Origin of the sequence: Streptomyces bicolor (assembly GCF_000719285.1) — a bacterium.
Classification (GTDB): Bacteria; Actinomycetota; Actinomycetes; order Streptomycetales; family Streptomycetaceae; genus Streptomyces; species Streptomyces bicolor.
In genome coordinates this window covers 73,444-96,473 of record NZ_JOFS01000018.1, presented here as the reverse complement: position 1 = coordinate 96,473, position 23,030 = coordinate 73,444, and the positions used below count along the sequence as shown (strand labels likewise).

Sequence of the window (23,030 nt, the reverse complement as noted above, 5' to 3'; positions counted from 1 at the left end):
GCGCAGTGCGGACGTAGCTCAGTTGGTAGAGCGCAACCTTGCCAAGGTTGAGGTCGCGAGTTCGAGCCTCGTCGTCCGCTCCAGTGCAAAGCCCCCGGTTCCGGCCGGGGGCTTTCGCGTTGCCCCCGGCCCTTCGTCGTCGCCGGGGGCTTTCGCGCTACGACCAGCTGGTGCCGGTCAGGCGCTGGTACGCCTCCACGTACTTCGCCCGCGTCGCCTCCACGACCTCCTGCGGCAACGGCGGCGGGGGCTGCTCGCTCTTCCTGTCCCAGCCGGACTCCGGCGAGGTCAGCCAGTCGCGGACGAACTGCTTGTCGTACGACGGCTGCGCGCGGCCCGGCTGCCACTGGTCGGCCGGCCAGAAGCGGGAGGAGTCCGGGGTGAGGACCTCGTCGGCGATGACCAGGCTCTCCCCCTCGAAGCCGAACTCGAACTTGGTGTCGGCGAGGATGATGCCGCGGTCGCGGGCGATCTCCCGGCCGCGGGAGTAGACGGCGAGGGTGGCCTGGCGCAGCCGGGCCGCGGTGTCGGCGCCGACCTGGCGGGCGACCTCCTCGTAGGAGACGTTCTCGTCGTGCTCGCCGACGGCCGCCTTGGTGGCTGGCGTGAAGATCGGGGCGGGGAGTTCGCTGCCGTCGACCAGGCCCTCGGGGAGGGCGAGGCCGCAGACGGTGCGGGACTCGTTGTACTCGATCAGGCCGGAGCCGGTGAGGTAGCCGCGGGCCACGGCCTCGACCGGGACCATCTGCAGCGACTTGCAGACGAGGGTGCGTCCCGCCCAGTCGGCGGGGGCGCCGGCGGGCACCTCGGTGCTCAGCACGTGGTTGGGGACCAGGTCGGCGAGCTGGTCGAACCACCACAGGGAGAGCTGGGTGAGGATGCGGCCCTTGTCCGGGATCTCGGTGGGGAGCACCCAGTCGTAGGCGGACATGCGGTCGCTGGCGACCATCACGAGGTCGCCCGCCTCGTTCTGGTACAGCTCGCGCACCTTGCCGGTGTGCAGGTGTACCAAGCCCGGAACCTGGATCGGCTCGGGCTTTTCTACGAATCCGGACACGGTTCCTCCCCATGGTTATGTCCAAGTGGCTCGATTCTCCCGTATGACGGAGATCGGTCCTGGACGGGGGTGGTTTCAGCAGGGCTCAGTCACGTTTGCAGATGCGGTCCAGCAGGTTGGCGGTGGCGCGCTGGACACGGGCGTCGACGTGGCCCGGGCGGTCCAGCGCCGGGGACCAGGCGAACGTTCCGGATGCGAAGACCAGGGCGCCGGAGGGGGCGCGGTAGAGGGACGTCTCCTGGTGGCGGAGGATGCCCTCCTTGTCGGTGTACGGGGAGTGCGCGAGCAGGATGCGCTCCTCGTGCTCGGGCAGCGGGGTGCGCGGGAAGTAGCGGTCGGCCTCACCCGCGACCAGGCCCGCGATCTCGTCGCCCTCGTGGGCGCCGGTCGCCTCCCACAGCCAGTGGTCGGCGTTGCGGACGATCAGGGGGTGGGGCTCGGGGACCTGGCCCGCGTACTGGATGCCGATCACCTCCTGCTCGGGGCGGTCGATCTCCCGCCAGAGCACCGGGCGGCCGGGGCCCTGGCGCTTGCGGCAGGTCATCAGGCGGTCGGGGACGCCGGACGGGGAGGGCCCCAACTCGACCTGCCAGTACATGGAGTTGGCGGAGAGGAAGACCAGGGACGTGCCGTTCTCGCGGGCGAGCTCGATCGTGCGGCGCATGTTGGCCGACCAGTACTCGTCGTGGCCGGGGAAGACCAGGCCGCGGTAGCGGGTGGGGTCGACGTGGCCGCCGTGCAGGTCGCGGGCGTCGGCGTAGGCGATGTCGTAGCCGTAGCGCTCGGCCCAGCGGATGAAGTCGTAGGCGTGGCCGACGTGCAGGGGCAGGCCCGCGCCCGCGTACGGGCGGTCGAAGGAGACGGTCGTGGCGGCGTCGGCCTCGCCGAGCAGCCGGCCGTCCTCGTCCCAGGCGTGGTAGAGGCTGGCGCCGGTGCGGCCGTCCTCCGGGTAGAGGTTGTAGGCCTGCCAGGTGACGTCGGGGAGGAGCAGGAGCAGGTCGGCGGGGTGCTTGTCGCGGACGGTGAAGGGGATGTGGGAGCGGTAGCCGTCGGCGGTGGTGAGGACGGCCACGTACGCGCCGATGCTCCAGAAGCTCGGGACCTGCAGGCGCCAGGACAGCCACCAGTGGTGGCAGGAGACCGTGCGGTCGGCGGTGAGCGGCGGGGGCTGGACGATGCCCGACAGGCGGGGGCTGGTGGTGATCTTGGCGGCGCCGTCACCGCCGTAGTGGCCGATGCGGTAGATGTCGACGCTGAACTCCTGCGGCGGGTCGACGGTGATGTGGAAGTCGACGGCCTCGCCGGGGGCGACCGCGCCGGTGGAGGTGAAGCCCTTGATCTGGCGGTGCACGTCGTCGGCGGAGCGGGGGCCTCCGGCGGTGCGCGGGCCGGGGACCCTGGGGGTGCCCGCCGTCGGGGGGTGGGCCTGGCCGTCGACGTACCAGGGGACGACCTGACCGGTGTCGTCGAAGTACGTCACATTGCCGCGCAGCCAGGGGACGGGGCCCTGTCCGAAGGGGTCCGTCACGGCGTGCGCGAGGGCTCCCGACTCCCAGCGGCGGATCTGCTCGGATCCCATGGCCGAACCCCTCCCTCGTGCCCCCGTGGTGCCGCCCTGAGTGTTGTGTGTGATGCGGGCGGTTCTGCGCTTGCGGTTCCTGTCGCCTGGCGTGGGCGTTTCTGTGCCTGTCGTATGTCGTAAGCCCTTGCCATATGCGCTATCGATCCCAGCACATCACATTACGCACGCATCCTGTCACTATTCGTTGCGAATTGGCCGAAAGTGGAACCGGGGGCTCCGACCTGGTACGAGCGTCAGACCAGGCGGACCGGCTTCTCCGGTCGTATCCCCGACTCCACCAGCCAGGCGCGCAGGGGCGCCGGGTCGCCGTCCTCGATGAGGCTGAGGACCCTCGGGGTCAGGTCGGCCGCTCGCTCGCCGTCGATGAGGAGCGTGGGGCCGTCGAGCCAGTCCAGGCCGGGGGTCGCACCGGCGGTGTCCATCGCGGCGCAGCACACCATCGCCGTCACGTGGTCGGTGAGCAACTCACGGGCGGTGCGGGGTGGTTGGAGCGGGAACACGGGGAGCGCGCCGGTGTCCAGGAGAGTCGTGCCGGAGGCGGGGGACGTCTGCTGCTCCGCCGGGGTCGCGGCCTCCTCGCGGGCCAGTTCGGCGGTCAGGCCGGCGGCGAGGGCGGAGCTTCGTTCGGTCTCCTGGTCCTCGTCCTCGGGGGAGAGATCTTCGGCCATGGACTCGTAGGGGGCCTTTGGGGGCTTTGGCGCCTTTGGGGGCCGGGGGGAGTTGGGGGCCTCGACGGATTCTGAGAGCTGGACGGGTTCTGACGGCTGTAGGGGTTCTGAGGGCTGGGCGAGTTCTGATGGCTGGATGGGGGCGCCGGCGGCGGAGGGACCGGGGCCTGTGGCCGGTGGGGATGAGAGGTGGTCCAGGACTCGGGACAGGGTCGGACCGTCCGTCTCCGGGGGTGGGCCGTCAGGGGTACGGCGAACGCCGAGGGCGTCGAGGACACGGTGGAGGCGGGCCGCGTCGGTTCGCCATTTGCGGTCCACGACCTCCTCCGGGTACTCGTGCCAGTCCACCGGGGACCAGTCCGGGCCGGGCTCGGCGGGGCCGCCGTGGAAGAGGCGGGCGGCCAGGAGGGAGGCTGCCTCGTCGACCACGCCGGGCTCTTCGAGCAGGTCACAGGCGGGTCGCTCGCCCAGCCGGGAGGCGAAGCCCTCGGCCAGACGGTCCCGGCGGGACAGCTCGGTGAGCGCCGCGACGACGCCCGCGTCCAGCCGGGACGGCCAGCGGCCCATGCGCCAGGCGGGCAGCGCGACCCGGGTGAGCAGCCGGTCCCAGCCCGCGTACGCCAGCCCGACCTGTTCCTGGGCGACGATCCGCAGTCCGTAATCCACAGCCTGTGCACGCTCGGCGGCCGCGGTGGCCACCCCCCGCTCCATCTCCGCCGCATGGTCCCGGCAACTGCGCAGCAGCAGTCGCGCGACCCAGCCGATGCCCGCGCACACCGCCCGCGACCCGGGGCAGCGGCCGCGTGTCGAGGCGACGGCGACGGCGGCGTCCAGGCCCTGGACGAAGCGCCGGGCCTGGGCTATGTCCGGGTGGGCCGAGGGCCCCGTACCGGCGACGACCGGGGCGAGGACCGCACGCAGTTCGCCGACGCGCATCCACCACAGGAACGGGGAGCCGATGACGAGGACGGGGGCGGCGGGCGTACGGCGGTGGGTGCCGCGCGGGCTTCCACCGTGCAGGCCGTTCAGCCCGTCGTCGTGGCGTCCCTCGGTCGGCGGCGGGCCGTGGGACGGGTGGGTGCGGTCCTCCAGCCAGCTGTCGCAGTCCGGGGTGAGCGCTATCGCGGACGGGGCGGGGACGTCGAGGCGGTCGGCGAGGTCGCGGACCATCCGGTACAGGTCCGGGGCGTGTTCCTCGGCTATCGGGACCGTCGGGCTGACGGCGGGGCGGGCGCGGGCGACGACCAGGGCGATGCCGGCGGCGGCGAGCAGGACGAGGACGGCGACGGGGGTCACCACCCAGCGGAAGGCGTGCCAGCCCGGGCCGACGAAGTGGCCGGTGGAGGCGCCGACGAGCAGCACCACGGCGACCGCCGCGGGCAGCAGGGCCACGGCGAGCGCACGGCTGCGGATGCGCAGCACGGCGAGGGCACGGGCACGCGCTGCCTGCGCACCCACCTCCACACCCATACCGGTCACGGCCGGACCTCACCCCCTCCGCGCTGCCCTGGCTGTCCGAACTGTCCTGGCTTTGCTCACTCCCCCACTGTGGCACCCGCCACTGACATCGCAATGCCGGTGGGCCAAGTGCCGGAACGCTTGCGCCGCACCCTAGTTGGGGCTTCGACCCACGTCAGCCGGATGGGGCATCGGTCACTCGATGGAATGGCTTTGGGGAGAGGTGGATGACGGACAGCGAGGATCAGGCCCCTGATCTCCGGAGGAATCCCGGCCGGTTGCCCGGCCGGTTGCCCGGCTGGGAGCCCGGCATGGATCAGGCCCCGAATCCTGAGACGGATTCAGGGCCTGCGGGGTTTATCGAGGGCGGGATTTCCGGGGAGCGCCCGGGGCATGGAAGGGAGCGCGAGCGGCGGCAGTACGCCGTCGGTTATGCGCCTTCCGCCGCCTTCGCCGCGATGTCCGTGCGGTACTGGGAGCCGTCGAGCTTGATGCGGGCCACGGCGGTGTAGGCGCGGTCGCGGGCCTTGCCGAGGTCCTTGCCGGTCGCCGTGACGGACAGGACGCGGCCGCCGGCGCTCACGATCGCGTCGCCGTCGCGCTTGGTGCCCGCGTGCAGGACGTAGGCGTGCGGGGCGTCCTCGGCGGCAACCTCGTCGAGGCCGGTGATCGGGTCGCCGGTGCGCGGGGTGCCGGGGTAGTTGTGCGAGGCGACGACCACGGTGACCGCGGCGTCGTCGCTCCAGCGCAGGGGCGGCAGGTCGGCGAGGTCGCCCTTGGCGGCGGCCAGCAGGACGCCGGCCAGCGGGGTCTTCAGGCGGGCCAGGACGACCTGCGTCTCGGGGTCGCCGAAGCGGGCGTTGAACTCGATGACCCGGACGCCGCGCGAAGTGATCGCGAGACCGGCGTACAGCAGGCCGGAGAAGGGGGTGCCGCGGCGGCGCATCTCGTCGACGGTCGGCTGGAGGACCGTCTCCATGACTTCCGCGACCAGCTTCGGGTCCGCCCACGGCAGCGGGGAGTACGCGCCCATGCCGCCGGTGTTCGGGCCCTCGTCGCCGTCGAGTGCGCGCTTGAAGTCCTGGGCGGGCTGGAGCGGGACGACCGTCTCGCCGTCGGTGATGGCGAAGAGGGAGACCTCGGGGCCGTCGAGGTACTCCTCGATGACGACGCGCTCGCAGGAGTTGGCGTGCGCCCGGGCCGCCTCGAGGTCGGCGGTCACGACGACGCCCTTGCCGGCGGCGAGGCCGTCGTCCTTGACGACGTACGGGGCGCCGAAGGCGTCGAGGGCCTCGTCGACCTCTTCGGGGGTCGTGCAGACGTAGGAGCGGGCCGTCGGGACGCCGGCCGCCGCCATCACGTCCTTCGCGAACGCCTTGGAGCCCTCGATCTGCGCGGCCTCCCCGGAGGGCCCGAAGACCGGGATGCCCGCCTCGCGCACGGCATCGGCGACCCCGGCGACGAGGGGCGCCTCCGGCCCTACGACCACGAGGTCGGCGCCGAGCTCCGTGGCCAGCGCGGATACGGCCGTGCCGTCCAGGGCGTCGACCTGGTGCAGCTCGGCGACCTCTGCGATGCCGGCGTTGCCGGGGGCGCAGTGCAGCGCGGTGACGTCAGGGTCGAGGGACAGGGAGCGGCACAGGGCGTGTTCGCGGGCGCCGTTACCGATGACGAGGACCTTCACGGGGGTCAGCCTAACGGGGTTTTTGTGCGGGCTGCTCAGAGCCGGGGGGTAGGTGACCTGTACGTTCCTCCAAAGTGCCCGGCGTTGTCGTTGCCGTCGCCTGGGGCTGCCGCCCCAGACCCCCGCTTCGGCCCTTAAGGGGCCTCGTCCTCAAACGCCCGACGGGCTGGGATGGCTGGACCGGCGCTGAGATGTGGTCCTCGGTTCCCAGAGCATCGGCACCGGCACCCAGGGCGTCTCCCGGTCCCCCTACTCGTTCATGAACTCCTCGACCACCGTCGCGCCCAGCTCCCGCACGATCAGCTCGTGGCCGGAGAGGGCCGATTCGTTGAGGTCGGGGTCGTCGTCCTCGGGGACGTCGTCCTCGGGGGCGACGTGGGTCGGCGGCTCGGGGGCGGCGGACGGCTGGGTTGCCGGGGCGGGGGCAGCGGGCGGTGCCGGGGTCGCCGAGGCCGTCGGGGGTGGGGTGGGTGCCGTGGGCGTCGACTGCTGGGGAGGGGCCGGGCGCTGCGCGGTCGTACCGCCACCGCCGTAGCCACTGTTGGCGCCCGCGCCGTAACCGCCGGCGCCGCCTCCGTCGTAGCCACCGCCTCCGCCCCCGCCGAAGCCGGAGGAGCCACTCGGTGGGGGAGCCGCGCCTCCGCCCGACGGGTCGATGATCGCCTCGATCTTCCACTGGACGTTGAACTGCTCGGCCAGCGCCTGCCTCAGGACGTCCTCGCTGCCGCTGCTCGCGAAGTTGTCGCGCGCTCCGGCGTTGACGAAGCCGAGCTGGAGGGTGGTGCCGTCGAAGCCGGCCACCTGGGCGTTCTGGCTGAGCAGGATCCAGGTGAAGCGGCGGCGGTTCTTGACCGCCTCCAGGATGTTCGGCCAGAGCATGCGGGGGTCCAGGCCGCCGCTCGGAGGGGCGTAGGCGGGTGCCGCGCCGGTGGGGAGAGCGGGCGTGGGTGCCTGCTGGGGTGCGGGCGCGGGCGTGGGGGTCCCGCTCTGGGGGGCCGGGGGCTGGGCACCGCCGCCCGCCGGGGTGGGAGTGGGCCAGCCGCCGGGGCGTCGGCCGCTGCCCACGGGGGCGGCGGTGGGCCAGGCGCCGGGGGCGGAGGCCGAGGGCGGCGAGGTGTCCGCGGCGGCGGGAGCGGGGGTGGGAGTGGCGGTGGGAGTGGCGGTGGGTGCGGGTGCCGGGGTGGGCTGGGTCTGGGGCGGCTGAGGCTGGTGGCCGCTCTGTGGCGTGCCGGCCGGAGCCGCGGGTGCGGAAGGCTGAGTGGGCGGGGAGGCGGGCCGGCCCATGGGCGCGCCCTGGCCTGCCGGGCCTGCCGGAGCCGCACCGGCGGCAGGGGCGGCAGGGGCGGCAGGGGTCGTACTGCCACCGCCCGGACCGCCCGTGCCGGCGGCGGTCGGAGCACCGGCACCCGGCCCCGCTCCGGGCGCCCCCGAAGCCCGTACGGCCGCCCGGGCCGCGGCGGCCCCGCCACCCGGCGGAACGGGCACGGCGGCCGCACCGCCATGGGCGTCCGGACCGGGCACGTACCCCATCGCGGGCATGCCGGCGCCGGCGGAGAAGTTGCCCCCCCGCTCCAGCCGGTCGAGCCGGGCCATTACGGAACGCTCGTCCCCGTAGGCCGCCGGCAGCAGCACGCGCGCGCAGATCAGCTCCAGCTGGAGCCGGGGCGAGGTGGCGCCCCGCATCTCGGTCAGCCCCTCGTTGACGAGGTCGGCGGCGCGGCTCAGTTCGGCCGCGCCGAAGGTGCCGGCCTGGGCCTGCATGCGCTCCAGGACGTCGGCCGGGGCATCGATGAGCCCCTTGTCGACGGCGTCCGGCACGGCGGCCAGGATCACCAGGTCCCGCAGCCGCTCCAGCAGGTCGGCGACGAACCGCCGCGGATCGTTGCCCCCCTCGATGACGCGGTCCACGACCTCGAAGGCGGCGGTTCCGTCACCGGTCGCGAAGGCCTCCACGACGGAGTCGAGCAGCGAACCGTCGGTGTACCCGAGCAGGGAGGTGGCCATGGCATACGTCACACCCTCCTCCCTCGCTCCGGCGAGCAGCTGGTCCATGACGGACATGGAGTCACGCACGGACCCCTGGCCCGCGCGCACGACGAGCGGCAGAACGCCCTCCTCGACCGGGATGTTCTCGCGGCCGCAGACGTCGGCGAGGTAGTCGCGCAGGGTGCCCGGCGGGACGAGCCGGAAGGGGTAATGATGGGTCCGCGACCGGATGGTCCCGATGACCTTCTCGGGCTCGGTGGTGGCGAAGATGAACTTCAGGTGCTCGGGCGGCTCCTCGACGACCTTCAGCAGCGCGTTGAAGCCGGCCGACGTGACCATGTGGGCCTCGTCGATGATGTAGATCTTGTAGCGGCTGCTCGCGGGTCCGAAGAAGGCCTTCTCGCGCAGCTCACGGGCGTCGTCCACACCACCGTGCGAGGCCGCGTCGATCTCGATGACGTCGATGGAACCCGGGCCGTTGCGGGCGAGGTCCCGGCACGACTGGCACTCCCCGCAGGGCGTCGGCGTGGGCCCCTGCTCGCAGTTCAGGCACCGCGCGAGGATCCGTGCGCTGGTCGTCTTGCCGCACCCGCGCGGACCGCTGAACAGGTACGCGTGATTGACCCGGTTGTTCCGCAGCGCCTGCTGCAGCGGGTCGGTTACATGCTCCTGCCCGATGACCTCGGCGAACGACTCCGGGCGATAGCGGCGGTACAGCGCGAGAGACGACACGCATACGAGGTTATAGGCGCCCACTGACAACGCGGACCGTCCGGAGCGGGGAGGGCCGGGAGGCCAGGAAGCCGGGAAGCCGGGAGCGCAGGACAAAACCATGCCGGGGTTCGGCGGCTCCGGGAGCTCCAGTGGCTCGGCAGCTCCAGCGGTCTCATGTGGCCCGGGGGACTCGGCAGCTCCGGCAGTCTCGGGAGACACGGAGGCCTCGGCGGCGTCCGGGAAACACAAGACCCCTCACGCACCCGCCAGAGCCAACCTACCCTTGCTGCCTTCCGGCCCTGGGGGAGTTCAGTCAGATAGCGCCGCGTGAGGGGCTGAGCCCCAGCCTACCCGATCGCCGGGCGCCCGAACGAGTTCGCTAGCACCCTCCAGCGTCATGTAATGTTTCCGGCGGAGGATTCGCCTAGAGGCCTAGGGCGCACGCTTGGAAAGCGTGTTGGGGGCAACCCCTCACGAGTTCGAATCTCGTATCCTCCGCAGCCGCCTTAACAGGCGAAACGAAGAGTCGGGTCGCGATCGCGGCCCGACTCTTCGGCTTGGCCGGCTGCATTCTTGGGTGGGTTTGAAGGCGGCATTCGTGGCATCCCGGCAAACGGGCAGGCGTACGCGTCCGTAACTCCTCCCGGCGAGCAGTCGGCGCCGGGGCGGGCCATCCGCCCTCGCTGCCCTCAGCGGGTGGCGAGGAGCTCGAGTGTGTCGATCACTCGGTTGGAGAAGCCCCACTCGTTGTCGTACCAGGCGACCACCTTGACGTGGCGGCCGTCGACGCGGGTGAGGGCCGAGTCGAAGATGGACGAGGCCGGGTTGCCCGTGATGTCGGACGAGACGAGCGGGTCGTCCGAGTACTCGAGGATGCCGGCGAGCGGGCCCTCCGCCGCGGCGCGGTACGCCGCCAGTACGTCGTCGCGGGTCACGTCGCGGCCGACGGTCGTGTTGAGTTCGACGATCGAGCCGACCGGAACCGGCACGCGGATCGAGTCGCCCGAGAGCTTGCCGTCGAGGTTCGGCAGCACGAGGCCGATCGCCTTGGCGGCGCCCGTCGTGGTCGGCACGATGTTGACGGCGGCGGCGCGGGCGCGGCGGGCGTCGCGGTGCGGACCGTCCTGCAGGTTCTGCTCCTGCGTGTAGGCGTGCACCGTCGTCATGAAGCCGTGCTCGATGCCGGCGAGTTCGTCGAGGACCACGGCCAGCGGCGCGAGCGCGTTCGTCGTGCAGGAGGCGTTCGAGACGATCGTGTGCACGGCCGGGTCGTACGCGTCGGTGTTGACCCCGTACGCGAGTGTGACGTCGGCGCCGTCCGACGGGGCGCTGACGAGCACCTTCCTCGCGCCGGCGTCGAGGTGGGCGCGGGCGGCCTTGGCCGAGGTGAAGCGGCCGGTGGCTTCCAGGACGATGTCGACGCCGAGGTCGGCCCACGGCAGTTGCGCCGGGTCGCGCTCGGCCAGCACCGTGATCCGATGGCCGTCGACGACGAGGGCGTCACCGTCGGCGGTCACCGGGCGACCGAGCCGGCCGGCCGTCGTGTCGTAGGCGAGCAGCCGGGCGAGGGTGGCGGGCTCCGTCAGATCGTTTACGGCGACGATCTCGAGGGCGCTGTCGCGTTCGAGCAGTGCGCGCAGCACATTGCGTCCGATGCGGCCGAATCCGTTGATCGCGATGCGCGTCATGTGTGGTGTCCCTTCGGTCCCTTTATGCCTTCAGGTTCGCCACCAGCGTCGCGTGCGGCATCCGCTCGTGACAGCGGCGTGATCGCCACGGTTCACAAGGATCGCGCCAGGTGGCGGCGGGCTACTCGCCCTGGGCGAAGGTGCGCCGGTATTCGCTCGGCGTGGTGCCGAGGATCCGCTGGAAGTGCAGCCGCAGATTCGCACCGGTGCCCAGACCGACCTCGGCGGCGATCTGCTCGACGCTCCGCTGCGAACGCTCGAGCAGCTCCCGGGCCACGTCGATGCGGGCGCGCATGACCCACTGCATCGGCGTGTACCCGGTGTCTTCGACGAAGCGCCGCGAGAACGTACGCGGCGAGACCGCCGCATGCCGGGCGAGCACCTCAAGGGTGAGCGGCTCGCCGAGCCGGCGCAGCGCCCACTCGCGGGTGGCGGCGAACCGCTCGCCGAGCGGCTCGGGCACGCTGCGCGGCACGTACTGCGCCTGACCGCCGCTGCGGTAGGGGGCCGCGACCAGGCGCCGGGCCGCGTGGTTCGACGCGGCCACCCCGAGGTCGCCGCGCAGAATGTGCAGGCACAGGTCGATGCCCGAGGCGGCGCCCGCCGACGTCAGCACGCTGCCCTCGTCGACGAACAGAACGTTCTCGTCGACCTGGACGAGCGGATGCTTCGCCGCGAGCGCCCGTGAGTAATGCCAGTGCGTCGTGGCGCGTCTGCCGTCCAGCAGGCCCGTGGCGGCGAGCGCGAAGGCGCCCGTCGAGATGGCGGCGAGCCGCGTGCCCCGAGCGTGGGCGGCGATCAGCGCGTCGACGACGGCCTGCGGGGGGTCGTCGCGGTCCGGGAACCGGTAGCCGGGGATGAAGACGATGTCGGCCCACGCAAGCGCGTCGAGGCCGTGGGCGACGTAGTACGACAGGCCGTCGGCGCCGGTCACCGGACCGGGTGCCGCCCCGCACACCCGCACCTCGTACGGCATGCTCGCGCGGGTCGTGAACACCTGCGCGGGGATGCCGACATCGAGCGGCTTCGCACCCTCGAGCACAAGGACGGCGACGCGATGCAGGCGGGAGGACGGCACGGGGACAGGGTACGAGGGGGTGCGGGGCCGGCCCGTTCGTCCCAACCGCCGGCCGGACCGAGTCGCCGAGGTGGCTTCGGCTGCTCAGTCTGCTGTCGGGCTCTGCGGGTCCTCCGCTCGCGTGAACCCGTGGCTCCGCTCAACTTTCGCCACGTGCAGCGTGTAGCTCTGGTACCACTCGGCTCGCCCGCGCTGTTGCGCCGCGCGGTGTTCTGCGTCGGTCCGCCACCGCGTGAGGGCGTCGGCGTCGCGGAAGTAGCCGACGGTGATGCCCAGCCCGCCAGGAGTCTGCGCGTGGTCCATCCCCAGGAACCCCGGGATGTCCTTCACCAGGTCTTCCATGCGTGCGTTGGTCTCGCTGTAGCCGCTCTGGTCCTGGGTTCGCACCGTGGTGAAGACAGCTACGTAGTAGGGGGGTTCATAGGCCTCGACGGGCGCGACAGGCGCTTCCGCGTGATCGCTCATGGCGCCACCGTATTGAGTGAGGCACGGCACGCGCGAAGGTAGGGCCGTCCCGGATGGGAGGCCAGGTGGGGCCGTAGCGGCAAGGGCTGGTACCGATTCGTTGCCACCAGCTCGGCGAAGCCCGGACCCGTGACCTCTGCGCAGCCGTTCTCGCAGACCCTCCCAACGAGCGCCGCGGAACACCCGGTCGTGGCATCCCTGCGGAATTGTCCGTGATCGGTAACAGACGGATCCCTCGGCCGCTTTCCCCCCTCTTGCCGGACGCACAGGCCTCACAGCGACGGCAAGGAACGGAAGACATGGTGCGAAGCGGCGGACGGGGATGGTACGGCAAGGTGCTCGCGGCGGCGCTCGGGGTGACCGCGGTGGCCGCTCTGACCTCGCTCTGGGGTACGCAGCTGGGTGCCGGAGAGGGACGGCCCGGCCAAGCCGGCGTCTCGGCGGCTCCGTCCGAGCCGAACCCCCAGGCGCAGGGCCGGAAGGCGGCGCCGGTGGCGGCGGAGATCGCGCACGCTTCCGATGGCGGTCCCCGCAGCGTCAACATCACCATCGACGACGGGCCGGACCCTGTCTACACACCGCAGGTGCTGCAGGTGCTGCGGGACAACGGCGTGAAGGCCACCTTCTGCATGGTGGGCACGCAGGCCGAAGCCCACCCCGACCTGGTCAAGGACGTCGTAGCCGCCGGGCACCGGCTCTGCGACCACACGGTTTCGCACGACGTCACCATGGACCGCCAGTCGGAGGCCTACCAGTCACAGCAGATACTGGACGCCGAGCGCATGATCACCAAGGCGTCCGGGGGTGTCCGCCCGCAGTACTACCGGGCCCCGGGAGGTGCCTTCACCCCCTACAGCCGCAACCTCGCCGCGTCCCGTGGGATGCGCCCGCTCGGCTGGAACATCGACTCCAAGGACTTCGAGCGCGCCGGCACGGCGGCCATCGTCGCCACCGTCAAGGGCGAGATATCCAACGGCCCGACGCTCCTCTTCCACGACGGCGGCGGCGACCGTTCCCAGACCGTGGCCGCCCTGCGCGAAGTCCTGCCGTGGCTGAAGGAGCAGGGCTACACCTTCGGCTTCCCCGTGCGCTGACCGCACCGCCGGAGCCTCGGCGGGCCGGACGCACCGGGCAGCGATCACCGACGAGCCCGTACCGCTCGTCGCGGTCTCCCGTAACGGCGTCAGCTGCTCAGGGCTCCAGGCGGCGTACGGCCCCGAGGAACTGCTCAGCGCCTGGCGCCAAGCGTGAGCGAGGCCGAAAAAGGGAGCACTTGAGCAAGACGGCGCGGAGCCGGTCCTGGTTGTGCGACTTCGGGACCGTCCGGCACGCCTGCCGTCCGTCCACGGTCGGAGAAATCCTGTCTCCCTGGTGGATTCGCTCAACTGCTGTGCGCGAAAGGGTTGATGCGTCTCATACGCACCAACCACAAGGACCTCCCCCACGTGCGCAGTAGTCGAATAGCCCTTTTTCTGGCGGCCGGTACGGTCGCCACGCTTGTCCCCGCGCTCGCACCGGCCACGGCATCCGCCGCGGGGAACCCCCTGAACCAGTACCTCCAGCAGCGGCCGGCCTGGCACCGCTGTGACAGTTCGACCCCGGCGGCCTTCCAGTGCGCCACGATCAAGGTGCCGCTCGACTACAGCCGCCCGGGCGGCAAGAAGCTCGACCTCGCGATATCGAGGCTGAGGACGAGCGTCCCGAACGAGCGCCGCGGTGTGCTCCTGCTCAACCCGGGTGGCCCGGGCGCTGGGGGCGTCGACCTGCCGCAGCAACTGGCGAGCGAGCTGCCGAAGTCCGTGAAGAACAAGTACGACCTCATCGGCTTCGACCCGCGAGGCATCGGCCAGAGCTCTCCCGTCGGCTGCGGCCTGACGGACGGCGAGCAGAACTGGGAACGGGCGTACAAGGACGGGACGTTCGCCAAGGACGTGAAGTGGGCGCGGACCGTCGCCGAGAAGTGCGACGCGAGGCAGGGCGACAAGCTGCGCCACATCACGACCCGCAACACCGCCCGGGACATGGACGTGATCCGTGCCGTGCTCGGCGAGAAGAAGCTCTCCTACCTGGGGTACTCGTACGGCACCTACCTCGGCGCGGTCTACACGCAGATGTTCCCCCGGCGCACCGACCGCTTCGTGCTGGACAGCGCTGTCGACCCGGCCCGGGTCTGGCGCGGAATGATCCAGGTCTGGGCGGAGGGCAGCGAGCCCGCCTTCACCCGGTGGACCGAGTGGACCGCCCGGCGCAACTCCACGTACAAGCTGGGCGAGACGCCCGAGGCGGTCCGCAAGACCTTCTACGACCTGGTCGCCCAGGCCGACCGCAAGCCGATCGACCTCGACGGCACGAAGCTGACCGGCGACGACATCCGCGCCGGCCTGCGTGCCACGTTCTTCAGCGTGCGCGAGGCCGCCGAGTCGGTCGTCGAGCTGAAGAAGGCCGCCGCGGGACGCACCCGGTCCGCCGCCCCGGAGTCCGGGACGCACACGCCGGTGCCGCCGTCGTTCGGCCGCGCCGTGCCCGCGGACAACGGCACCGCCGGCTTCTGGTCCGTCGTCTGCGCCGACACGCGCAACTGGCCGCGCGATCCCGAGCAGTACCGCGCCGACGCGATCCGGGACAAGGGCAGGTATCCGCTGTACGGCGACTTCGTCTCCAACATCACGCCGTGTGCGTTCTGGAAGAGGAACGGCGGAGAGGCCGCCACGAAGGTCGACAACAAGGTCGGCGCGCTGATCCTGCAGAACGAGTGGGACTCCCAGACGCCGCTGACCAGTGGCCAGGGCCTGCACCGGGTCATGAAGGGCTCGAAGATGGTCACCGTCGCCGGGGGCGTCGGACACGGCATCTACGGCTCCAAGTCGTGCGCGGACAAGACGGCCACTGCCTACCTGACCACCGGCAGGCTGCCGGCGACGGACATCACCTGCCAGGCCGCCCCGGCGGCGGGCGAGCGCGAGAGCGCCGACCCGCTGCCCCTGCCGACGCCGCCCGGGATCCCGGGCATGGTCGGCGGTTTCTGAACCGGGTGAGGAATGGAACTCTGGGTGCGTCGGCTGACCGGCCTGGCGGTGGTGGCCGCGGCGATGGGTCTCGCTTCCTGGTTGGCTCTCGGGCCTCCGGCCGAGTGGGAAGGCGCTGCGCGGGTTGCGCGCCTCGCCCTCGTGTTGAGCTGTTTCGCGGTGATCGGTGGTGGCGTGCGGCTGGTCTACCCCGACACGTCGAAGGACGAGCCGACCGAGGCGGCCGGGTGACAGACTCCTGCCCATGACCGCCTCAACGTCCGTCCGTCGCACGCACGTTGCCCGCGCCGGTCTCGTCCTGGCCGCCGGCCTGGCACTCGCCGCCTGCGGCCGGGTGCCGGCACCGGATCCGACGGGCGGGACCGGGAGCACGCCCAGCGCCTCGGCGAGTGCCGCGCCGGGAGCCTCCCCGTATGTGGAGCCGGGTGCCGGTGACGGTGCTCCGCACTACAACGAGAACAACGCCTACAAGCAGACCCGCGAGATGTCCCCCGCGCACGCGAAGGACGCCGAGCGGGAGGCCGAGCGCATCAGACCGGTGATCGAGCGGCTCTGGGAGCAGCGCACGTGGGACCCCACGACGGTGCGCGCGGCGCTGCTCCGCCTCGGGTACGAGGAGGAACGCTTCACCCGGGACGGCAGGCGCCTCGGTGGGAAGCTCACCGTCCGTGCGATGGACCGGCGCTTCCGCGACGGCGCCTACGTCACGCCCGAGGGCGCGTTGATCGGCCTGCGGGTCCATCCGGATGCCTGCGTCATGGCGTTCGTACAGAAGTCGAACTTCGAGGTACGGGCCGACGGCCCGTACCTCGAGACCGGGTGCTTCCCGCCGCCGTTCAGCCACTGAACGGCGGCCGCGGCATCCGGTTCCTCACTCCCCGCGCGGCTCCCGCACCACCGCCGTCTCCCCCGCCGGCACGCTGACCGACCCCGGCAGTGACTTGCCCGTCAGCAGTTCCGTGGCGTCCGCCGCGACCGCGACATGCGCGGGCCGGTCGGTGTGGTTGATCAGGAAGAGGTAGTCGGCGTCCGGGCCCCGCCGCAGGGCCGCCTCGACGCCCTGTGGGGTGCTGCGCACCGGCTCGACGCCCGCCTCGGTGCGGATGCGGTCCAGCAGCCCTGCGAGGCTCGCCGCATCCGGATGCGTTGCGACGTACCAAGTGGCGCCCTCCCCGAGCGGGTTGCGCGTCACCGCGGGCACCCCCGCCAGCGGGCCGGTGGTGTACGACGCGATCGACTCGGCGCCGGCCAGGCGTACCCGCTCCGACCACAGCGTCCCCGTACCGCCACCGCTGAGGCCGACCGTCTCGCCGGGCAGCAGCGGGAACAGCTCGTCGGTCCGTACCCCCAGCGCCTCCCGGAACGCGCCCGGGTAACCGCCCAGCCGGACATGGCAGTTCTCGTCCACCGCCCCGCTGTGGAAGCCGACGGCCAGCGTGCCGCCCCGCTCCGCGAAGGCGGTGAGGTTCGCCGCGCCCTCGTCGTCCACCAGGTACAGGCTCGGGGCCAGGACCAGGCGGTACGCCGACAGGTCCGCGCCCGGGCGTACGAAGTCCACCGCGACGCCCGCGCGCCACAGCGGCTCGTACCAGGCGCGGACCAGGTCCAGGAAGCGCAGTTCGGCGCTCGGCTGGGACGGGAGCTCCATGGCCCAGCGGGCGTTCCAGTCCCAAACGACGGCCACCTCGGCCGTACCGACGCTGCCCCGCACCTCGGCCAACGCCCTCAGGTCCGCGCCGAGCCGGACGACGTCCCGCCAGATCTGGCTGTCCGTGCCCGCGTGCGGCAGCATCGCCGAGTGCCACTGCTCGGCGCCCGCCTTCGCGGCCCGCCACTGGAAGTAGGCGATGCCGTCCGCGCCGCGGGCGACATGGGCCAGCGCGTTGCGCCGGAGCTCGCCCGGGCCCTTGGCCCGGTTCACCGGCTGCCAGTTCACCGCGCCCGTCGAGTGCTCCATCAGCAGCCAAGGACCGCCCGCCAGCGAGCGGACCAGGTCGCCGCTGAGCGCGATGTCGATCTCGGACTCGGGGTCGGCCGACTGGAGGTAGTGGTCGTTGGAGACGATGTCCAGCTTCGGGGCCCAGCGCCAGTAGTCCAGCGCGTCGAAGTTGTACATCACCATGAAGTTGGTGGTGGCGGGCGTCCCGGGGGCCGCCGCCAGCAGCACCTCGCGCTCCGCCTCGCACAGGGACAGCAGGGCGTCGCTGCAGAAGCGGCGCCAGTCCAGCTGGTGGGTGGGGTTCGGTACGGCGCCGGTGGGGCGAGGCGGGATGATCTCGTCCCAGTCGTAGTACCACTGGCTCCAGAAGGTGGTGCCCCAGGCGTCGTTGAGGGCGGCCAGGTCGTCGTCGTACTTCTCCCGCAGCCAGCGCCTGAAGGCCGCCGCGCTCTCGTCGCAGTGGCACTCGGCGTTGTGGCAGCCGTACTCGTTGTGCACGTGCCACATCACCACCGCCGGGTGGTCGGCGTAGCGCCGGGCGAGCTCGCCCGCGATGCGCAGGGCCGCCTCGCGGTAGGCGGGGCTCGACGGGCAGAACGTCTGGCGGCTGCCGTACGACAGCCTGCGGCCGTCCCGGTCCACCGGCAGCGCCTCGGGGTGGGCCCTGAAGAACCAGGCCGGGGGTGCCGCCGTCGGGGTGGCCAGGTCGGCGGCGATGCCGTTCTCGTGGAGCAGGGCGAGGATCCGGTCGAGGCGGGAGAAGTCGTACTCGCCTTCGCGCGGCTCCAGCAGCGCCCACGAGAAGATGTTGACGCTGACCATGTTCACGCCCGCCTCGCGCATGAGGCGTACGTCCTCGGCCCACACCTCCTCGGGCCACTGCTCGGGGTTGTAGTCACCGCCGTAGGCGATGCCCTCCAGTGCGAGCTCGCGCTTCATCGGGCGCCTCCCGACAGCAGCCGGCGCGTGGTCTGCACGCCCCACTCGTCCAGCGACAGCAGCCGGTCGCTGGACGCCATCAGGCCGCCCGTCGCCTCGACGTGCGCCGCCCACCGCTCCCGGGTCTCCACCGCCGGGCGGGCCATCAGGCAGTCGGGGTCGTTGATCCAGAGGCGGCCGTGCTGCCACTGGCGGCCGGCACCGGTGAACTCGGCCGGGTCCTGGCCGGGTTGGCTGTAGTCGTCGGCCTCGGGACGGCGGTGCGGGGCCGTGTCGGGGCTGACCCGCATCGCGTCGAAGAGGCCGACGGAGGCCAGCAGGGGCGCCCCGCAGCCCAGCAGGTAGGCGTCCTCGCCGATCGCCTCGCGGATCAGCCGGATCCCGGAGCGGTACGCCGTCAGTGCGGCTGCGCCTTCATCGTCTCCGTCGTGCCGTACGCCGTCCAGCGCGCCCGCGTAGAGGAAGTCCACCTTGAAGTAGTCGTAGCCCTCGGCGCGCAGCGTCCGGAAGACCTCCGTCAGATACGCCGCCGCCTCGGGGTGCGTGGTGTCCAGGACGCGCAGGTCGTGGCCCCAGTTGCGGCCGGCGTGCGTGAAGTCGCCGTCGGCGGTGCGCACCAGCCACTCGGGGTGCTCGGCGGCCAGGTCGCTCGCCGGGTCGACCAGGAACGGGGCCGTCCAGATGCCCGCGCGGCGGCCCCGCGCGCGGATGGCGTCCGCGATCCCGGCGCGGGAGCGGAAGCGGCCGGAGAGGGTGAGCCAGTCGCCGAGGGCCTTCTGGTAGCCGTCGTCGATCTGGACGACGTCGATGGGCAGGTCGAGGGTGTCCATCGCACGGAGGTTCTCGTGGATGTCGTCCTCGGTGACGGCGGTGAAGTACTCGTACCAGGAGCACCAGACCGTCGGGGCCGGGCGGGGAGCGGACAGCTGGAGGCTGTCGGCCCAGTCGCCCAGCACCGACTGGACGGTGGCGCCCGTCCACTCCTTCACCGGGCCGTCGGCGCTGACCTCGGCGACGGCGTCGTCCGTCACGACCAGCCGGATCGACGGCACCTCACGGGTGGGGTCGGCCGCCGCCCACAGACGGACCGGTGAGCCGTCGCCGGGGTCGAGCGCCAGCAGGCCCTCGCCCTGGAAGGCGCCCTCGGGGACCGTCACGCCGGGCCGGTAACAGACCGTGGCCCAGTTGTCGTTGGTCGGGCGGTACGGCTTGTCGCCGAGGGCGTAGGCGCCGCTGGGGCTCCAGGACTGCCAGCCCTCCTCGTGGACGCGGGCTGTGCGCACGTCCACGGGCACGGCGGCGACGGGGGTGAAGGGGTGGTGCACGGGTCTTTCTCTTTCGAAAGGGGGCTGGTCAGCCCTTGTTGGCACCGAGCGTCAGTCCGCTCACGAACTGCCGCTGCAGCACGAAGTAGACGATCAGCGTCGGGATCGCGGTCAGCAACGCACCGGCGGCGACCAGGTTCGGGTCCGTGAAGTACGCGCCGGAGAGGTTGTTCAGCGCCGAGGTGATCGGCATGTTCTCGCCGGTCGAGATCAGCACGAGGGCCCAGAAGAAGTCGTTGTAGATCCAGATGGACAGCAGCGTCGCCAGGGCCGCCATCGCCGGACGGCACAGCGGCAGCACGATCTGCCAGTACTGCCGCCACACCGAGGCGCCGTCCACCAGCGCGGCCTCGGTCAGCTCGTGCGGCAGCGTGCGCATGTAGTTGCTGAGCACGAAGGCGCAGAAGCCGGACTGGAACGCGATGTGGATGAGGACCAGGCCGAGAGCGGAGTCGTAGAGCTTGCCGCTCATCGTGATGCCGGGCAGGTCGATCAGCAGGTACAGCCGGTACAGCGGGGTGATGATGACCTGCTGCGGGAGCAGGTTGCCCGCCGTGAAGACCAGCAGCAGCGCGAGGTTGACGCGGAAGTCGAAGCGGCTGACGTAGAACGCGACCATCGAGGACAGGAACAGCGTCAACAGCACCGCCGGGACAGCGATGATCATCGTGTTGACGAAGTAGTGGCTCATGTCCGACTGCGTGAACGCGTTCGTGAAGTTGTCGAAGTTCAACGTGTCCGGCCAGGACACGTATCCCTTCTCGCTCGTCTCCGCGTACGGCCGCATCGCCGAGTACAGCGCCCACAGCAGCGGCGCGAGCCAGGCCAGCGCCGCGCCCGCGAGGAAGAGGTGCAGCAGGATCCGGGCGGGGCGGATGGGCGTGCGGGGCTTGGTCATGACATTCGGAGGGGCGGCGCGAAGCGCCTCGTTCAGGGTGGCGGTGGGCGACGGGTGGGAGCTCATGCGCGCCGCTCCTTCCGGAAGGTGGCCACCAGGTAGGGGATGATCACGACGAGGGAGATCAGCAGCAGGACGACCGCGATGGCGGAGCCGTATCCGATGCGGCTGGACTCGCCGATGATGTTGTTGGTGACCAGGATCGAGAGCAGCTCGGTGCCCTCGGCGCCCTTGTTGAAGACGAAGACCAGGTCGAAGGCGCGCAGGGCCTCGATGATGGTGACGACCAGGACGACGGTGTTGGTGGGGCGCAGGGTCGGGAAGATGACGTTCTTGAACGTCTGCCACTCGTTCGCGCCGTCGAGCGCGGAGGCCTCCCGCAGCGAGGGGTCGACGCCCTTCAGGCCGGCCAGGTACAGGATCATCATGTAGCCGGTGTGGCGCCAGGAGGCGGCGACGAGGACCGCCCAGAGGTTGAGGTCCGGGTCGCCGATCCAGTCGATGTACTTGCCGGGCTCGTTGGCCCCGATGAGGCTGTTGATCAGGCCGGTGTCGGGGTTGTAGATCAGCTGCCAGACGAAGCCGATGACCGCCATCGACATGACGACCGGCAGGAAGAACGCGGTCTGGTAGACGCGGCTGAACCGGATCTTCTTGTCCAACTGCACGGCCAGGAACAGGCCGAGCGGGGTCGGGATCACGATCAGGACGACGAACCAGACGACGTTGTGCTCGACGGCCGGCCAGAACTGCGGGTTGTTGGTGAACAGTTCCTTGAAGTTCTCGAGCCCGACCCACTTGATCGAGTCGAAGCCGATGCCGTCCCAGGTGGTGAAGGCCAGCGCGACGGACGCGAGGGCGGTCACCCAGACGAGGGCGATGTGCAGGACGGTCGGCAGACCCGCCATCAGACCGAGGGTGAGCCGGTCACGGCGGGTCAGCAGACGGCGGTGCCCCTGGGGCACCTTCTTGGCGGGGGCAGCGCCCGAAGGCGGCACAGTGGCCGCCTCTCGGGTCTCCTTGGTGGTTTCCGTAGTCATGGGGATCAGTCGCCGTGGCTCAGCCGGACGCGAAGATCGTCTTCTTCTGGCGCTCGATCGAGGACAGCAGGCTGTCGACGCCCTTGGGGTCGCGGATGAACTTCTGCAGTGCGGGCTGCATCACCGTGGAGGTGAAGTCCGGCCGGCTGTCGCGGTCCATGAACTGGGTCAGGGACTTGGCGCCGGCGATCATGTCGTACGCCTTCTTCTGCAGGGCGCTGTACGACGAGGTGTCGGCGCCGGTGGCGGCGTGGACGACGCTCGGGTCGGACTTGAGGTAGATGTCCTCGGCCTCGGTGGTGCCGAGGAACTCCAGGAGATTGACGGCCTCGGTCTTGTTCTTCGGGCTCTTGCTCATCATGAAGCCGTCGGTCGGCGCCTCGACGGTGTCCTGGCCGTACGCCGGGTCGATCTCCGGGAAGGCGAAGAAGTCGAGGTCCTCGAGGGCGGCCTTGTCGGTGAACTGCTGGGCCACGAAGGTGCCGAGGAGGTACATGCCGGCCTTCTTGGAGGCCAGCGTCTGGGCCGCGTCCTGCCAGGTGCGGCCGGTGGCGCCCTCCTGGTGGTACGGGAGGATCTCGGTCCACAGGTCGAAGACCTTGCGCACCTTGGCGTCGGTCCAGGAGGCCTTGCCCGCCATCAGCTCGACGTGGAAGTCGTAGCCGTTCTGGCGGAAGTTGATCTGGTCGAAGGTGCCGAGCGCGGGCCAGGCGTCCTTGTCACCGAAGGCGATCGGGACGATGCCGTCCTTCTGCATCTGCTTGCACAGGGCGACGAAGTCGTCCCACGTGGTGGGGACTTCGTAGCCCTTCTCCTGGAAGACGCTCTTCCGGTAGAAGATCGCCCAGGGGTACGTGTAGAGCGGCACGAAGTAGTACTTGCCGTCCTCGCCCTTGCTGAGCTTGTGCATCGCCTCGGGGAAGTTGCCCCCGATGGTCTTCCACACGTCGTCGATCGGCGTGGCCAGTCCCTTGGCCGCGAAGAACTGCATCCGGTAGCCGGCGAACCAGGTGAACACGTCGTCCGGCGTGCCCTGGAGGTAGGAGTTGATCTGCTCCTGGAAGGTGTTGGAGTCCTTGGTGTTCACGTCGACCGTGATGCCGGACTTCTTCTTGTAGGCCGCGTAGATGTCCGCGAACGCCTTCTTCGGCACGGCGTCGGACGCCTTGGAGCCGAGGGTGACGGTCTTCGGGTCGCTCGCGGTCCCGCTGCCGCCGCACGCGCTGAGGAGCGGGATGCCCGCGCCGAGTACGGCGGCGCCGCCTATGCCGCGCAGCAGGGTGCGGCGGCTGGGCGAGGGGATGGAGAGACCGGAGGGGGTGAGGTCGAACATCTACGGCTCCTGAGGGCAGGGTTCGATCATGAGGGTTGGCTCGTCGAAGTCCGTCTTAACCGATCAGAAATCAACTTGACCGAACACGATGGCGCAATAACAGCCGTATGTCAGGTCATGCGTCAAGAGATGTCGATCGCCGTTTCGGAA

At 71.2% G+C, this 23,030-nt stretch carries 17 protein-coding genes, 2 tRNA genes and 1 other RNA gene; 6 read left to right on the top strand and 14 right to left on the bottom strand.

Annotated features, from left to right (window positions below; genetic code table 11):
- The first annotated feature begins 7 nt into the window (after positions 1-7).
- A tRNA-Gly gene (locus tag IF78_RS0123870) sits at positions 8-83 on the top strand.
- 74 nt (positions 84-157) lie between these two features.
- On the opposite strand, the gene IF78_RS0123865 is transcribed toward IF78_RS0123870, so the two are convergent.
- The 6 genes from IF78_RS0123865 to ffs all read right to left on the bottom strand — a co-directional run bounded on the left by IF78_RS0123865 (position 158) and on the right by ffs (position 9,489).
- On the bottom strand, positions 158-1,057 hold the full coding sequence (locus tag IF78_RS0123865) for a phosphoribosylaminoimidazolesuccinocarboxamide synthase (protein ID WP_031484372.1): 900 nt from the start codon (positions 1,055-1,057) through the stop codon (positions 158-160).
- Between the two features lie 85 nt (positions 1,058-1,142).
- The gene (locus IF78_RS0123860; protein WP_031484370.1) at positions 1,143-2,636 is read right to left on the bottom strand and encodes a N,N-dimethylformamidase beta subunit family domain-containing protein; all 1,494 of its coding nucleotides are present in this window, start codon (positions 2,634-2,636) and stop codon (positions 1,143-1,145) included.
- Positions 2,637-2,872: 236 nt separating this feature from the next.
- The gene (locus IF78_RS0123855; protein WP_031484368.1) at positions 2,873-4,786 is read right to left on the bottom strand and encodes a M48 family metalloprotease; all 1,914 of its coding nucleotides are present in this window, start codon (positions 4,784-4,786) and stop codon (positions 2,873-2,875) included.
- A 409-nt stretch (positions 4,787-5,195) separates the two neighbouring features.
- The gene (gene purD, locus IF78_RS0123850) at positions 5,196-6,449 is read right to left on the bottom strand and encodes a phosphoribosylamine--glycine ligase (RefSeq protein ID WP_031484366.1); all 1,254 of its coding nucleotides are present in this window, start codon (positions 6,447-6,449) and stop codon (positions 5,196-5,198) included.
- Between the two features lie 249 nt (positions 6,450-6,698).
- Positions 6,699-9,167 (bottom strand): DNA polymerase III subunit gamma and tau, encoded by a 2,469-nt coding sequence (locus IF78_RS0123845; protein WP_031484364.1) that lies wholly within the window; start codon positions 9,165-9,167, stop codon positions 6,699-6,701.
- Positions 9,168-9,392: 225 nt separating this feature from the next.
- Positions 9,393-9,489, bottom strand: an RNA gene (gene ffs / locus IF78_RS45425) — signal recognition particle sRNA small type.
- 73 nt (positions 9,490-9,562) lie between these two features.
- Here ffs and IF78_RS0123840 point away from each other — a divergent pair.
- Positions 9,563-9,647 (top strand) — tRNA-Ser (locus IF78_RS0123840).
- Positions 9,648-9,838: 191 nt separating this feature from the next.
- On the opposite strand, the gene gap is transcribed toward IF78_RS0123840, so the two are convergent.
- From gap to IF78_RS0123825, 3 genes are all read right to left on the bottom strand, one after another.
- On the bottom strand, positions 9,839-10,837 hold the full coding sequence (gene gap / locus IF78_RS0123835) for a type I glyceraldehyde-3-phosphate dehydrogenase (RefSeq protein WP_031484362.1): 999 nt from the start codon (positions 10,835-10,837) through the stop codon (positions 9,839-9,841).
- Between the two features lie 121 nt (positions 10,838-10,958).
- Positions 10,959-11,915, bottom strand: a complete 957-nt coding sequence (locus IF78_RS0123830; RefSeq protein WP_031484360.1) for a GlxA family transcriptional regulator — start codon at positions 11,913-11,915, stop codon at positions 10,959-10,961.
- Between the two features lie 84 nt (positions 11,916-11,999).
- Positions 12,000-12,380: an antibiotic biosynthesis monooxygenase family protein gene (locus IF78_RS0123825; RefSeq protein WP_031484359.1), complete on the bottom strand. Its 381-nt coding sequence runs from the start codon at positions 12,378-12,380 to the stop codon at positions 12,000-12,002.
- A 299-nt stretch (positions 12,381-12,679) separates the two neighbouring features.
- On the opposite strand from IF78_RS0123825, the gene IF78_RS0123820 reads away from it, so the two are divergent.
- The 4 genes from IF78_RS0123820 (at position 12,680) to IF78_RS0123805 (ending at position 16,253) form a co-directional block, all read left to right on the top strand.
- On the top strand, positions 12,680-13,474 hold the full coding sequence (locus IF78_RS0123820; RefSeq protein ID WP_031484357.1) for a polysaccharide deacetylase family protein: 795 nt from the start codon (positions 12,680-12,682) through the stop codon (positions 13,472-13,474).
- 312 nt (positions 13,475-13,786) lie between these two features.
- A complete protein-coding gene (locus tag IF78_RS0123815; RefSeq protein ID WP_078662556.1) occupies positions 13,787-15,406 on the top strand; it encodes an alpha/beta hydrolase in 1,620 nt (539 codons plus the stop codon).
- A gap of 12 nt (positions 15,407-15,418) precedes the next feature.
- Positions 15,419-15,637 carry a hypothetical protein gene (locus IF78_RS0123810; protein ID WP_234439873.1) on the top strand — a complete coding sequence of 73 codons (219 nt, stop codon included), beginning with the start codon at positions 15,419-15,421 and terminating at the stop codon, positions 15,635-15,637.
- Between the two features lie 13 nt (positions 15,638-15,650).
- Entirely contained in the window at positions 15,651-16,253 is a 603-nt protein-coding gene (locus IF78_RS0123805; protein ID WP_031484350.1) for a hypothetical protein, read from the top strand.
- 24 nt (positions 16,254-16,277) lie between these two features.
- Here the strand turns inward: IF78_RS0123805 and IF78_RS0123800 are convergent, their stop codons facing one another.
- The 5 genes from IF78_RS0123800 to IF78_RS0123780 form a co-directional block, all read right to left on the bottom strand.
- A complete protein-coding gene (locus IF78_RS0123800) occupies positions 16,278-18,284 on the bottom strand; it encodes a beta-galactosidase (protein ID WP_031484349.1) in 2,007 nt (668 codons plus the stop codon).
- Positions 18,281-19,609 (bottom strand): glycoside hydrolase family 36 protein, encoded by a 1,329-nt coding sequence (locus IF78_RS0123795; RefSeq protein WP_031484347.1) that lies wholly within the window; start codon positions 19,607-19,609, stop codon positions 18,281-18,283. Before IF78_RS0123795 ends, IF78_RS0123800 begins: the two co-directional genes overlap by 4 nt.
- A 28-nt stretch (positions 19,610-19,637) precedes the next feature.
- Positions 19,638-20,507 (bottom strand): carbohydrate ABC transporter permease, encoded by an 870-nt coding sequence (locus tag IF78_RS0123790; protein WP_031484345.1) that lies wholly within the window; start codon positions 20,505-20,507, stop codon positions 19,638-19,640.
- A gap of 62 nt (positions 20,508-20,569) precedes the next feature.
- Positions 20,570-21,547, bottom strand: a complete 978-nt coding sequence (locus tag IF78_RS0123785; protein WP_031484344.1) for a carbohydrate ABC transporter permease — start codon at positions 21,545-21,547, stop codon at positions 20,570-20,572.
- Positions 21,548-21,566: 19 nt separating this feature from the next.
- Positions 21,567-22,880 (bottom strand): ABC transporter substrate-binding protein, encoded by a 1,314-nt coding sequence (locus IF78_RS0123780; protein WP_031484342.1) that lies wholly within the window; start codon positions 22,878-22,880, stop codon positions 21,567-21,569.
- Positions 22,881-23,030: the final 150 nt, after the last annotated feature.